The 13,686-nt window shown below is 60.9% G+C and carries 14 protein-coding genes; 13 read left to right on the top strand and 1 reads right to left on the bottom strand.

The features are described from left to right. Positions 1 to 28 precede the first annotated feature (28 nt). Positions 29 to 634: a M23 family metallopeptidase gene (locus TR61_RS01345; RefSeq protein ID WP_050927748.1), complete on the top strand. Its 606-nt coding sequence runs from the start codon at positions 29 to 31 to the stop codon at positions 632 to 634. Here the strand turns inward: TR61_RS01345 and TR61_RS01340 are convergent. Beyond that, positions 621 to 1,361 carry a FadR/GntR family transcriptional regulator gene (locus tag TR61_RS01340; protein ID WP_050927747.1) on the bottom strand — a complete coding sequence of 247 codons (741 nt, stop codon included), beginning with the start codon at positions 1,359 to 1,361 and terminating at the stop codon, positions 621 to 623. The two genes, TR61_RS01345 and TR61_RS01340, sit on opposite strands and share 14 nt — an antisense overlap. A gap of 72 nt (positions 1,362 to 1,433) precedes the next feature. Between TR61_RS01340 and TR61_RS01335 the strand changes: the two genes are divergently transcribed. From TR61_RS01335 to TR61_RS01280, 12 genes are all read left to right on the top strand, one after another. Continuing rightward, on the top strand, positions 1,434 to 2,213 hold the full coding sequence (locus TR61_RS01335) for a DUF2182 domain-containing protein (RefSeq protein ID WP_050927746.1): 780 nt from the start codon (positions 1,434 to 1,436) through the stop codon (positions 2,211 to 2,213). 3 nt (positions 2,214 to 2,216) lie between these two features. Beyond that, positions 2,217 to 2,921, top strand: a complete 705-nt coding sequence (locus TR61_RS01330) for a DUF1326 domain-containing protein (RefSeq protein ID WP_050927745.1) — start codon at positions 2,217 to 2,219, stop codon at positions 2,919 to 2,921. After that, entirely contained in the window at positions 2,921 to 3,436 is a 516-nt protein-coding gene (locus TR61_RS01325; RefSeq protein WP_050927744.1) for a DinB family protein, read from the top strand. The genes TR61_RS01330 and TR61_RS01325 overlap by 1 nt, the downstream gene beginning before the upstream one ends. Continuing rightward, entirely contained in the window at positions 3,427 to 4,530 is a 1,104-nt protein-coding gene (locus TR61_RS01320) for a dimethylsulfoniopropionate demethylase (protein WP_050927743.1), read from the top strand. The genes TR61_RS01325 and TR61_RS01320 overlap by 10 nt, the downstream gene beginning before the upstream one ends. Positions 4,531 to 4,590: 60 nt before the next feature. After that, the gene (gene acuI, locus TR61_RS01315) at positions 4,591 to 5,580 is read left to right on the top strand and encodes an acryloyl-CoA reductase (RefSeq protein WP_050927843.1); all 990 of its coding nucleotides are present in this window, start codon (positions 4,591 to 4,593) and stop codon (positions 5,578 to 5,580) included. 189 nt (positions 5,581 to 5,769) lie between these two features. Further along, a complete protein-coding gene (locus tag TR61_RS01310; RefSeq protein WP_050927742.1) occupies positions 5,770 to 6,186 on the top strand; it encodes a universal stress protein in 417 nt (138 codons plus the stop codon). Positions 6,187 to 6,235: 49 nt separating this feature from the next. Beyond that, entirely contained in the window at positions 6,236 to 7,969 is a 1,734-nt protein-coding gene (locus TR61_RS01305; RefSeq protein ID WP_050927741.1) for a BCCT family transporter, read from the top strand. 68 nt (positions 7,970 to 8,037) lie between these two features. Beyond that, positions 8,038 to 9,261, top strand: coding sequence for an aminotransferase class V-fold PLP-dependent enzyme (locus tag TR61_RS01300; protein ID WP_050927740.1), 1,224 nt, complete (start codon positions 8,038 to 8,040; stop codon positions 9,259 to 9,261). Positions 9,262 to 9,335: 74 nt separating this feature from the next. After that, complete coding sequence (locus TR61_RS01295) at positions 9,336 to 10,760, top strand: cryptochrome/photolyase family protein (protein WP_050927739.1); 1,425 nt, start codon at positions 9,336 to 9,338, stop codon at positions 10,758 to 10,760. A 79-nt stretch (positions 10,761 to 10,839) separates the two neighbouring features. Then, positions 10,840 to 12,048: an SAM-dependent methyltransferase gene (locus tag TR61_RS01290; RefSeq protein WP_050927738.1), complete on the top strand. Its 1,209-nt coding sequence runs from the start codon at positions 10,840 to 10,842 to the stop codon at positions 12,046 to 12,048. A gap of 10 nt (positions 12,049 to 12,058) precedes the next feature. Next, positions 12,059 to 12,511 (top strand): TrgA family protein, encoded by a 453-nt coding sequence (locus TR61_RS01285; RefSeq protein WP_342669387.1) that lies wholly within the window; start codon positions 12,059 to 12,061, stop codon positions 12,509 to 12,511. Next, positions 12,502 to 13,632, top strand: a complete 1,131-nt coding sequence (locus TR61_RS01280) for a gamma-glutamylcyclotransferase (RefSeq protein ID WP_050927736.1) — start codon at positions 12,502 to 12,504, stop codon at positions 13,630 to 13,632. Before TR61_RS01285 ends, TR61_RS01280 begins: the two co-directional genes overlap by 10 nt. Positions 13,633 to 13,686: the final 54 nt, after the last annotated feature.

Genomic DNA, 13,686 nt, shown 5'->3' with positions numbered 1-13,686 from the left:
AGTCTGATCAAGGGTAAGGATGACGGGAATGGTGCTGCGGGTTTTGCTTGTGCTGGTCGCGGTCGGTCTTGCGGGCTGTGATCGCGACGATCTTTACGGGCGATATGATTACTATGCGCCCGGCGTCAGCTATGCGGTCGATATCGAGATGCCGCCCAATGCTCCGTTCATTTCGGAACAATTCCGCAAAGGGTCAGAGATCGGCACCGACGCTCATCCGGGTCTGGATGTCTGGGCGAAGCTGCGCACGCCCATCCTTGCGGCGGCCGGCGGCACCGTGACGGCGTCCTATTATGAACCGGCCTTCGGCAACCGGGTGGAGATTTTCCACGGGAAGGATGCGCGAGGCGTCGATTACAAGACGGTCTACATGCATCTGAAAGAGCGTCTGGTGGAAGAGGGCGCGACAGTGGCGCGCGGCCAGCAGATCGGTACGATGGGGGCGACCGGGGCGATGGGGATGTTCGTGCACCTTCATTTCGAAGTGCATGAAGGCGCGGACGCCAATCAGAGGCGGCAGGTCGATCCGCAGCTTTACTGGGTACGTGGGCCGGGCAAGGTGACCTGTTTCGACCCGGCGATAAAAGTGCCGGAGGGTCAGTTCCGGATCACCTATCCGGTCAAGTGCCGCTAACACGCGCGGCGCGGGCTGCCAGCACGTCGCGGGCCAGTTGGCGCGTATATCGTTCCAGTTCGGCCAGTTGGGCATCGGCGGCGGGCGCGTCCTGCGCTTCGATCGCATCGGCAATGGCCGTGTGCAGCGACACGATCGCCGCGCGGTCACGGGCGGTGAAGGTGATCATGTTCATCAGCGGTTGCATCGCCTCGACCGCGCCGGCCAATTGATAGGAGATCACCGGGTTGCCTGCGCCATCGACCAGCGCCCGGTGAAAGGCCACGTCGGAGGCGCAAAAGGCCTCATCCGTCAGGCCGGGTTGAGACTGGCGGTGGATTTCGGCTCGCATGGTGGCCAGGTGATCGGGGCTGCGCCGTTGCGCTGAAAGTGGTGCACAGGCCCGTTCCAAAGCATAGCGCGCCTCGCAGGCCGTGTCGAAGCTGACCGCATTCATGCTGAGCAGGAGGGTCGAGGTGGTGATCTGCTGGGAATAGGCGTCTTCGAAACTGAGCCGGTTCACGAAAGCGCCGCCCGTGGCCCCGCGCTGGGTCCGGATCAGCGATTGCGCGGCCAGCCGTTTCAGCGCCTCGCGTACCGTGGGGCGGGAGACGTCGAATTGATCGGCAAGCTCGGCCTCCGAGGGCAGGCGTTCGTCAACGATCAGACGCCCGCTGATGATCGCCTCGCGGATGGCATCTGCGATCTGGGCCGACAGATCGGTGCGTTTTTCGGGATCAATTTTCATTTGTCAGACATTTAAAAGTCTGACATTTAAATTGCAAGTTCTGAGTCGGGGAGGGCTCTTGTGTCGCAACCGATGATCCGCAGCATTCTCTGGCTGGGCTTTTTTGCCGGGATCCTTCTGGCGTGGTGGTGGCTTTACACCATGGCGACAGGGATGGATCTGGATCTGATCGGCCGCCCCGGGCCTATGGCGCAGGCGATGGCGGCGATGGATCCGCGCATGGACATGTATATGCCTATGGCCGAGTTTGGCCCGCTGTTTTCCATGTGGGCGGTGATGATGGCGGCGATGATGCTGCCCACCATGGTGCCGACCTTGAGCACGTACGAAGATCTGATGGTCAGCGCCAATGGCACGCGCGCCGGATGGCTGGGCGTGCTGACGGGGTATTTCATCGTCTGGGTGGCCTTCGCGGCCCTGATCGCGGGTGTACAACTGGCGCTGTTGTTTTCCGGCGTGATCGACATGCTGGGCATTCCGACCTCGCGCTGGTTCGCGGCCGGGTTGCTGATCGTCGTGGGGGCCTTCCAGTTCACCCGAGCGAAAGAGCTGTGCCACGGGGTCTGCCATTCGCCGATGAGCTATTTCCTGACCCGCTGGCGGCCCGGTGCCCTGGGCGGCCTGCGTATGGGGCTGGGTCTGGGCGTCTATTGCGTGGGCTGCTGCTGGGGCTTCATGGCGCTGGGGTTCGTGGGCGGCATGATGAGCCTTCTCTGGATGGGGCTTGCCACGCTGTTCATGGTGCTGGAAAAGCTGCCCCAAATCGGACATTTCGTCGTAAAACCAATGGGTTTCGCATTGATCTTGGGCGGGTTCGCCGTGATCATGTGGCCCTTTTTCATGGGAGTGTAAATCATGGCCGTCAAGAAACGTCCCGACGCCGACAGGTTGCCCGTCAGCCAGCGGATCGACCAGCGGATGGAAAACCCCAAGCGGCGGCAGATGCGCCCCACGGAATGGGCCATCAAGGGGGAGCTGTTTCTGAACTGCTCGTGCACCGTGTTCTGCCCCTGCGTGGTCAGCCTTGGTGCGCACCCGCCGACCGAGGGGCATTGCTATGCCTGGATGGCGATTGCGATTGATGAGGGCCATTTCGAGGGCGAAGACCTGAGCGGTCTGAACGTAGGTCTGATGGTCGAAATCCCCGGCCGGATGGGCGAGGGCGGCTGGAAGGTCGCGGCCTATGTCGATGATCGTGCGTCGGGCAAGGCATATAACGGGCTGTTGCAGATTTTCTCGGGCGCGGCGGGCGGCACCACGGGCCTGTTCACCATGCTGGTGAGTGACATCGTGGGTGCGGAACGCGAGAAGGTCGAGATCGTGCGCGACGGCAAGAAGCGCGGGCTTTACATCGGGCGCAAGATCCAGGGTGAGATCGAGATGATCGACGGGCTTTCGGACGATCATCCGGTCATGATCACCAATTCGAAATACTGGATGGGGCCGGATATCATCGCGGCGCGCGGCACCAAGTCGAAGGTGCGCGATTACGGCCGGATCTGGGATTTCGGTGGCAAATCGGCCGAGATCTGCCCGATCGACTGGAAAGGCCCCAAGTGATGATCACGCCTGCCTATGCGCAGATGATGGCGCGGTATAACGCCTGGCAGAACCAGTGGATGTTTCAGGCCGTGGACGCGTTGGACGAGGCCGCGCGGGAGGCAGATCGCGGGTTGTTCTGGGGATCGATCAGAGGGACGCTGAGCCACCTGCTGTGGGCCGACATGATGTGGATGTCGCGCTTTGATGGGGGAGAGGCTCCGGCAAGACCGCTGACTGAAACCGGAAAGGCCTATGATTGGCCCGCATTGATGCGCGGGCGTCCGACCCTGGATTCCCGCATCGCCGCCTGGTCCTGGAGTGTGGCAGAGGACGCATTCGAGGGTGATCTGACCTGGTATTCGGGGGCTTTGGGACGGGATATGTCCAAGCCTTATGCCATGTGCGTGGCCCATTTCTTCAATCACCAGACGCATCATCGCGGGCAGGTTCACGCCGCGCTGACCGCGCTTGGGGTCGAGACGGTGGATACGGATATTCCCTTCATGCCAGATGAGGCCCCAGAATGGCGCTGATTTCCCCGTCCCGCCGGTTGCGGCGCACCCCTTTTTCCGACGGTGTCGAAGCAGCGGGTGTCTCGGCCTACACGGTCTATAACCGCATGCTGCTGCCCACAGTTTTCGAGAGCGTGGAGGCGGATTACCGGCATCTGAAGGACCATGTGCAGGTCTGGGACGTTGCCTGTGAACGCCAGGTCGAACTGCGCGGCCCTGATGCGGGACGCCTGATGCAGATGCTGACGCCACGCGATCTGCGGCGGATGCTGCCGGGGCAGTGTTTCTATGTGCCCATCGTGGATGAAACCGGCGGTATGCTCAACGATCCGGTCGCGGTGAAGCTGGCCGAGGATCGCTGGTGGATTTCCATTGCCGACAGTGACCTTCTGTTGTGGGTCAAGGGGATCGCCAATGGCTACAGGCTGGACGTGCTGGTGGATGAACCTGACGTGAGTCCTCTGGCCATTCAGGGCCCGAAATCGGATGATCTGCTGGCCCGCGTCTTTGGCGACCGGGTGCGCGATATCCGGTTCTTCCGCTTTGACATGTTCCAGTTCATGGGGCGCGATCTGGCGATTGCGCGCTCGGGCTATTCGAAACAGGGCGGGTTCGAGATCTATGTCGAGGGTTCGGACCTGGGCATGCCGCTTTGGAATGAGCTTTTCAAGGCGGGCGAGGATCTGAACGTGCGCGCAGGCTGCCCCAATGGCATCGAGCGGATCGAGGCGGGGTTGCTGAGCTACGGCAATGACATGACCGATGACAACACGCCCCATGAATGCGGGCTGGGCCGATTCTGCGACACGCAGACGGCGATTGGCTGTATCGGACGGGACGCTTTGTTGCGCGTGGCCAAGGAAGGCCCGGTGCAACAGATCCGCGCGATTGCCATTGACGGCGACAAGGTGCCCCGCTGCGACCGCGCCTGGCCGCTTTACGCGGATGGCAAGCGGGTGGGGCAAGTCACCTCGGCGGCATGGTCGCCTGATTTTCAGACCAACGTGTCTATCGGGATGGTGCGGATGACCCACTGGAACGAAGGCACCCGCCTTGAGGTTGAAACCCAGGATGGCATGCGCATGGCCACCGTGCACGAGAAATTCTGGCTGTAGCGCCCGTTGCGGGCCTGCGGAATTCGTATTTTTGGCAAGAAGAACATGGGAGTTGGCGAGATGAAGGCACTGGTTGTACGCAAGGACGAAGAGAGCGGGAAGACATCCGCGGCCGTGGAAGACCTGAGCGTCGCGGATTTGCCCGAGGGCGATGTGACCGTTGCGGTCGAGTATTCGACTGTGAACTACAAGGACGGCCTCTGCATCGGTCCGGGTGGCGGTCTTGTCCGGCAATACCCGCATGTGCCGGGTATCGATTTTGCCGGCACGGTCGAGGAAAGCAGTGATGACCGGTACAAACCCGGCGACAAGGTGGTGCTGACCGGCTGGCGTGTGGGCGAGGTGCATTGGGGCGGTTATGCGCAGAAAGCCCGGGTGAAGGCCGATTGGCTGGTGCCGCTGCCCGGCGGTCTGGATAGCCGCCAGGCCATGGCTGTCGGAACAGCCGGGTTCACCGCGATGCTGGCGGTGATGGCACTGGAAGATCACGGTCTGAAACCGGGGCAAGGCCCGGTGCTGGTCACTGGTGCTGCTGGCGGCGTGGGGTCGGTGGCAACGGCGATCCTGGCCAATCTGGGATATGAGGTGGCCGCAGTCACCGGGCGGCCCGAAACCGCCGATTACCTGACATCGCTGGGGGCCACGCAGATCGTACCGCGCGAAGACATCAACGAGACCACCAAGCGCCCGCTGGAGGGCGAAACATGGGCCGGTTGCGTCGACGCCGTGGGCGGCGCGATGCTGGCGCGGGTGCTGGGGCAGATGAAATATGGCGGCTCGGTCGCCGCTGTGGGCCTTGCAGGCGGCGCGGCCTTGCCTGCAACCGTCATTCCGTTTCTGCTGCGTGGGGTGAACCTTCTGGGCATCGACAGCGTGATGCAGCCCTATGACAACCGTCTGCGCGCCTGGGAGCGGATCGCCAGCGACCTGCCCATGGAAAAGCTGGAGGCGATGGCGCATCCGGCAACCCTTGCGGACCTGCCGCAACTGGGTGCCGATATCCTGAAGGGCCAGGTCAAGGGCCGCGTCGTTGTCGACGTGAACGCCTGATACAGCCCTTATTGACAGCCTGATGCGTCGCTCCCGGGCGACAGCTGGTCGCGTGTGTTTGCATTTCTGCAGGCACGCGCGTTAGGCTCCTCCTATCTCAGGTGCCAAAAAAATAGGCGCCGGGACACGCTCGTCGAGCGTTGGTCTGAGACGGCGCCCTGTCATGGGCGCGCTGAGGAGGAGGGACAATTGTTCAGCAAAATCATGGTACCTGTCGATCTTGCCCATGCGGCTTCGCTGGATCGCGCTTTGACATGCGCGGCCGGTCTAGCGGGTCAATACGGGGCGGAAATCGTCTATGTCGGGGTCACGGCACAGACGCCGGGGTCAGTGGCGCATACACCAGCGGAGTACAAATCCAAGCTGGCCGATTTCGCTGCAGGCCAATCCGGCCAGCACGGAATCACCGCCACGAGCCATATGGTCGAAAGTCACGACCCGGCGGTGGATATGGATAAGGCGCTGCTGAAGGCGGTGGCCGATACCGGCGCGGACCTTGTCGTGATGCAAAGCCACAAGCCGGGTTTGAGTGACTACATATTTGAAGGCCACGGGCCGTATCTGTCGCAGCATGCCAAGGCTTCGGTCATGCTGGTCCGTGACTGATCCGGCCGGGCACGCCTGAACCAAAAAGCATAACAGGAGGGAAGGCCACATGGCCGATGAAACAGTAAACCAGGGTATCCCTGCGCCAGAAGGCGCGTCGGATATCATCGAGACCGATTACGAGATCGGTCAGGACAATATCGAAACGAGAATCGGGCCTTTCCGGCTTGATATTCACAACCCCGTCTTCGTGGTTTCGGCCGTAATGGTCGTGCTGTTCGTGGGACTGGCGCTGATCGCGCCCGAGTGGTCGCGTGACACATTCCTTGCGATCCGGAACTATGTCAAAAGCCAGTTCGATTGGTTTTTCCTGATGTCGGCCAACCTGTTCGTGGTCTTTGCGCTGATCCTGATCGTGACACCCTGGGGATCGGTCCGGCTGGGCGGGTCCGAGGCGCGGCCGGACTACAGTTATCCTGCGTGGTTTGCGATGTTGTTTGCTGCAGGCATGGGTATTGGCCTGATGTTCTTCGGCGTGCTTGAGCCTGTCTACTATTTCGGCACCCCATGGGGAGACCAACCCCTGGGCGGCGAGCTTGGTATCGTCGATGGTGTCGTGGCGGATGCGGCGCAGGTTGAAGCGGCGCGGCAAATGGCGATGGCGGCGACGATTTTCCACTGGGGTCTGCACCCTTGGGCGATCTATGCGATCGTGGCGCTGGCGCTTGCGCTTTTCAGTTACAACAAGGGATTGCCGCTGACGTTGCGCTCGGCCTTTTATCCGCTCTTGGGCGAACGGGTCTGGGGGTTCTGGGGCAATGCGATCGACACGATTGCCGCCTTTGCAACGCTGTTCGGTCTGGCGACCTCTCTGGGGTTTGGCGCGACGCAGGTCGCCTCGGGTCTAACCGAGGTGTTCGGGTCGGGCAGTGCCGAGGACGGCACGCGCAACTTCATGGGCTTTCTGTGGGGGAATGCGGATGCGTCCAATGACAGCTCGGTGCTGCTGGTTCTGATCATCGCCTTTATCACCGCGATTGCGCTGATTTCGGTGGTGCGCGGTCTGGATGGCGGGGTGAAGGTCCTGTCAGAAATCAACATGGGCCTTGCCGCGCTTTTGCTTGTCTTCGTGTTTATCGCAGGACCGTCCATCGCGATTCTGGGCGATTTCTTTGGCGGGCTGGCAGCCTATGCACGTGAGATCGTGCCGCTGTCGAACCCGGTTGGTCGTGAAGACACCGGATTCCTGCATGGCTGGACAACCTTCTATTGGGCGTGGTGGATTTCCTGGTCGCCCTTCGTCGGCATGTTTATCGCGCGTGTTTCCCGCGGGCGGACGGTGCGTGAATTCGTGGTCTGCGTCCTGCTGATCCCGTCGCTGGTCTGCGTGTTCTGGATGGCGACATTCGGTGGCACGGCGATCAGCCAGGTGATTGCCGGTGCGACCGACTCGGGCGTGTTCCAGAACGTGATTGCGGCGTATAAACCCGAAATCTCGCTGTTTGCGATGCTGGGTGAGCTGCCACTGGCCTCGATCACGTCGGTTCTGGCGGTGGTGCTGGTGATCATCTTCTTCGTGACATCGTCGGACTCTGGCAGCCTTGTGATCGACACGATCACAGCTGGCGGCAAGGTCGATGCGCCTGTGTCGCAGCGGATCTTCTGGTGCATCTTCGAAGGCGCCGTGGCGGCAGTGCTGCTTCTGGGGGCTGCAGGGACCGCTGGTCTGGACAGTCTTCAGGCGATGGTGATCTCGACCGGATTGTTCTTCACCGCGGTCTTGCTGGTCATGTGTTTTGCGATCTTCCGCGGACTGATGACCGAGCGGCGGGAAATGAAGTAACGGTCCATTTGTGACCAAGGTGCGCGCCGGGCTTGACGAGGCCCGGCGCGCGTCGTTTTCTGCGGCGCATGACACTTGATCTTGATTTCGTGCGGGCGCAGTTCCCTGCTTTTTCCGAACCTTCGCTGCAGGGCCAGGCCTTCTTTGAAAACGCCGGTGGGTCTTACGCCTGTGGTGCCGTCATCGACCGGCTGACGCGGTTTTATCGGCAGCGTAAGGTGCAACCCTATTCCGCCTATGAGGCCAGCCGTCTGGGTGGCGAAGAAATGGACGAGGCGCGCACGCGCTTGTCCGCGATGCTGGGTGTGGCGCGGGACGAGCTGTCTTTTGGCCCGTCGACCACGCAGAACACTTATGTTCTGGCGCAGGCCTTTCGGCAATGGATGTCGCCGGGCGAGGCAATCGTGGTGACCAACCAGGATCACGAGGCCAATTCCGGGCCCTGGCGCAGGCTGGCCGACGACGGGATCGAGATTCGCGAATGGCAGATCGACCCGGATAGCGGGCGTCTGAACCCCGAAGACCTGGAAGACCTGCTGGACGAGAAAGTCAGGCTGGTCTCTTTCCCGCATTGCTCCAACGTGGTGGGCGAGATCAACCCGGTGATCGAGATCACGGCAATTGCCCATGCGGCAGGGGCTTTTGTCTGTGTAGACGGTGTGTCTTATGCACCGCACGGGTTTCCGAATGTGGGCGAGCTGGGGCCGGATATTTATCTGTTCTCCAGCTATAAAACCTATGGGCCGCATCAGGGGATCATGGTGATCCGCCGTGCTTTGGGGGACATGCTGCCCAATCAGGGCCATCACTTCAACGGCGGCACGCTTTACAAGCGCTTCACGCCTGCTGGCCCGGATCACGCCCAGGTGGCGGCCTGTGCGGGGATGGCCGATTACGTCGACGCGCTGGCCGGCCACCATGGCGGCGGCGATCTGGATCCGGCAGGGCGCGCGGCGCTGGCCCATGATCTGATGCGCGCCCATGAGGTCGAGATCCTGCAGCCCCTGCTGGATGCGGTGAAGTCGCGCAACGCGGTGCGGCTTCTTGGCCCCTCGGACGCAGAACATCGCGCGCCCACGGTGGCGCTGGCGCTGAACCGGCCCGCTGAACCCGTGGCGGCCAAGCTGGCCGAGTATGGGATTAATTGCGGGGGCGGAGATTTCTATGCTCACCGCCCGCTGGAGGCGATGGGCGTCGATCCGGAACAGGGCGTTTTGCGCCTGAGTTTCGTCCATTACACCAGCCGGGCCGAGGTCGACCAGTTGCTGAACGCGCTGGATGATGTTCTGTGACCAATTAACGTAACGGTAATTGATCCGCAGCTTCCCCCGGCGCGTATTCCTTTCAAAAGAAGGAACAGGCAGTCATGGCAGGCGATAGCTCACCGATTATCCTTTGGTACCGGCGGGATTTGCGGGTTTCCGACCACCCGGCTTTGCACGCGGCTTGCGAAAGCGGGCGACCGGTGACCCCTGTTTTCATCTGCGATGATTTGGTTGACGGCCTTGGCGCGGCGCCGAAATGGCGCCTGGGGCTGGGTTTGGAGCATCTGGCCGGGACGTTAAAGGACAAGGGCAGCCGGTTGATCTTGCGGCGGGGCAAGGCGCTGGAGGTGCTGCGCACGCTGATCAAGGAGACGGGGGCAGGGGCCGTGTACTGGTCGCGGCTTTATGATCCGGATAGCGTGTCGCGGGACAAGACAATCAAAAGCACGCTGAAGGAAGACGGGATCGAAGCGAAATCCTTCGGCGGTCATCTGATGTTCGAACCCTGGACGGTCGAAACGAAGACTGGCGGGTTCTACAAGGTCTATACGCCGTTCTGGAAAATGGTCAGGGACAGGGATGTGGACAGCCCGCTAAGCGCTCCGGGAAAGATCGACGCGCCTGGCAGTTGGCCTGCGTCCGACGATCTGGATGATTGGCAGCTTGGTGCCGCGATGAATCGTGGTGCGGACATCGTGCGCCCCCATGTGCGGTTGGGCGAAGGGGCGGCGCAGGATCGACTTGGGTATTTCATCGACGAGATCGTCAGCGGCTATGACAGTTCGCGCGACCGGCCGGACAAGGACGGCACGTCGAACCTGTCGGAAAACCTCGCTTTGGGAGAGATCAGCCCGCATCAATGCTGGCATGCCGGACGGCGCATGATGGAAGAGGGTAAGAAGGGTGCGGAAACCTTTCTGAAAGAGCTGGTCTGGCGCGAATTTGCCTATCACCTGATGCACCATACGCCGCGCATTCTGACCGGAAACTGGAAGGAAGACTGGGACGCCTTCCCCTGGAACAACGATGAGCGGAAATCCGAAGTGATCGCGTGGAAGCGGGCGCGCACGGGCATCCGCTTTGTCGATGCGGCGCTGCGTGAGATGTATGTGACGGGCCGGATGCACAATCGCGGGCGGATGATTGTCGCGTCTTACCTGACCAAACATCTGATGTGCCACTGGCAGATCGGTTTGAAATGGTTCGAAGACTGCCTGATCGACTGGGATCCCGCCAGCAACGCGATGGGCTGGCAATGGTCGGCGGGCTCTGGCCCGGATGCGACGCCTTACTTCCGTGTCTTCAACCCGGTGACGCAGCTGGACAAGTTCGACCCTGACAGGGCCTATGTGCGGCACTGGATTGCCGAGGGGATGGCGAACCCATCGGACGCGGCGCTGTCCTATTTTGAGGCGATCCCGCGCCGCTGGGCCATCTCGCCCGACGATTCCTATCCTGATCCGATCGTGGCGGCGGATGAGGGGCGCAAGCGCGCGCTTGACGCCTATGAAAATCGGAATTTCTGAGAAATATGAACGACATGGCTTGCTGTATGGGGCCTGCCCCCCTAGCCTGACACGCAATCAGAACCACAGAGACCAGTAAATGATCCTGACTTCGACCGACGGTCAAAAGAACCTGCCCCGCTATTTCAAGCCAGTCTTCGATATGGCCGAGCATTTGAACCACGGACGTTTGGACATGGTTTTGCCCGATGGTCGCGTCTTTCGGGCCGAGGGGAAGAACCCCGGTCCGGTGGCGGAAATGCATATTCACAGCGATGACGTCTTTGCCCGCCTGATCCGGGAAGGCGATCTGGGGTTCTGCGATGCCTATCTGGATGGCGACTGGTCCACGCCCGATCTGCAGGCGTTCATGGATCTGGTCCATGCGGATAACGAAGGGATCTATGACGGGTTCCCCGGTATGGGTCTGGTGCGCGCCTTTGAAAAGCTGCGCTTCTGGTTTCAGCGCAACCACAAAAGCCAGGCGCGGAAGAACATCAGCTATCACTATGATCTGGGCAATAACTTCTACAAGCTGTGGCTGGATGACACGATGACCTATTCCTCGGCCCTGTTTGAGACGGGTCAGGAAAGCACCGAGAAGGCGCAAACCGCCAAATACGCCTCCATGATCGACCAGATGGGTGCGAAACCGGGCGATCATATCCTTGAGATCGGCTGCGGCTGGGGCGGTTTTGCCGAATACGCTGCGAAGGAGCGTGGCATGAAAGTCACCGGCCTGACCATCAGCGAAGAACAGTTTAAATACGCCAAGGAGCGCATTGAAAAAGCTGGTCTTTCCGATCAGGTCGAATTCAAGCTTCAAGATTACCGGGACGAGCGGGGATCCTATGACGGGATCGCGTCCATCGAAATGTTCGAAGCGGTGGGCGAAAAATACTGGCCCATCTATTTCGAAACGGTGCGCGACCGGCTGAAGCCCGGCAAGAACGCGACATTACAGATCATCACGGTGGCTGACCGGCGCTGGCAGGTCTACAAGCGCGGGGTCGATTTCATTCAGAAATACATCTTCCCCGGTGGCATGCTGCCCAGCCCCAGCGTGTTGCGCGAACAGGTCGAAAATGCCGGCCTTTCGGTGGTGCGGTCGGTAGAGTTCGGCCAAAGCTATGACCTGACGCTGCGCCGCTGGCATGAGACCTTCAATGAAAAGTGGGATCAGGTGGCCGAGCTGGGGTTTGACGAGCGGTTCCGCAGGATGTGGAATTTTTACCTCACCTCATGCGCATCTACTTTTCACAGTGGAAATTGCGACGTGACCCAGATTACGATTTCCCGACCAAGCTGAGGGAAGGCCCGTGCAAACCATTATGCCAAATGCAGCCAGTCTGTTTGCGGCGGTGAGCCTTGCTGTCATTGCATTCATCGTTTCGGGCCAGATCATGCCGCTTTTTCCGGAAGGCAAGGACTTTGGCTATTTCACCTTTGTGAACATGGCCATTGGCGCGGCGGTTGGCTGGAAGGTCATGGGAACGCGCGCGGGGCGCGGCTTCACTCCGGGGATCAATAACGGGCTGACGGGCGTTGCGGTGATGGTGTTCTGGGCACTTTTCGTGCAGGGCTGTTACGAGATGTTCCGCCTTGCGATGCGCAACCGCTATGACGGTGCGTTCGACGCGATCATGGGTATTTTCGAGGTAAGTTATGACTATGCCGTCACCATCGCCCAGCCCAATATCATCGCCACCTTGCTGATCGGTGCGGTCTGCGCCGGGCTTGTGACCGAATATGTCTCGCGCAAATGGCGCTGAGGCCGCTTTTCTTTTACGGAACGCTACGCCACCTTCCGCTGCTTGAGCGGGTTCTGGGCCGCTCTGCCCAGGCCATGGATCTGGTCGAGGCGACGTTGCCTGACCATGCCGTGCATTGGGTCGCTGGCCAGTGCTTTCCGATGATTTCCAAAGCTCAGGGAGGACAAGCCAGGGGGCTTATCCTGCGCAGTCTGAGCGCGGAAGATATCGCGCGGCTGAACTATTATGAGGGCGGGTTTGCTTACGATCTGCGCGATGTCACGGCTGTGGCGCCGGACGGAGAAACCATCGCTGCGCAGGTCTATTTCCCACAAGAGGGCGGGTTTGAAAAAGGCGATCCGTGGTCGCTTGACGCCTGGATCCGCGATTGGGGTGAGGTCAGCCTGATCGCCGCGGCAGAGGCCATGGCCCATTACGGGCAATGGAGCGCGCAGGAGCTTGCGCATAAACTGCCGATGATGCGCAGGCGGGCCGACACGATGCGCGCGGCCCGGTTGCGCGGGCCATCGCCCGATCATCGGGATGGCGCTGAGCGGGTTGAGATCCTGTCGCGCAACCGGGTGCATAGCCATTTCTTTGCGCTGGATCGCATGGAGATGCGCCATCCGCTTTATGATGGCGGAATGTCCGATCCCCTTGATCGGGAGGCGTTCTTTGCGGGGCAGGCCGTGGTTGTTCTGCCCTATGATCCGGTGCGCGACGCGGTTCTTCTGATTGAGCAGTTTCGTGTGAACGTTTATGCCGTGGGCGATCCGTCGCCATGGGTGATCGAGGCGATTGCAGGGCTGGTCGATCCGGGCGAGGCGGCGGAAACCACTGCAATGCGCGAGGCCGAAGAGGAAGCAGGTTTGACGCCAATCCGGTTGGAGAAGATCAGTGCCACCTATTCCAGCACCGGGTCCAGCACGGAGTTTGTGACTGCTTTCCTTGCCTTGGCGGATTTTTCCACTTTGGGTGATGGTGGCGGCGTGGAGAGTGAAGGCGAAGATATCCGCCGTATTATCCTGCCCTTCGACGACTTTGCCAAAGGGCTGGAAACCCACCGGTTCCGCGATGCGCCATTGGTGGCGGCGGGCTTCTGGCTGATCAACAACCGCGCGAGGTTGCGCAGTTCAGCTTGAGGTCGCAGTGGCCGGGCGATACACCAGTTCCACTGAATGAATTTGGGGGCGCAT

Origin of the sequence: Aestuariivita boseongensis (assembly GCF_001262635.1) — a bacterium.
GTDB classification, from domain to species: Bacteria; Pseudomonadota; Alphaproteobacteria; order Rhodobacterales; family Rhodobacteraceae; genus Aestuariivita; species Aestuariivita boseongensis.
Note: the sequence above shows the minus strand (reverse complement) of the source record. Positions and strands in the feature narration are given on the sequence as shown.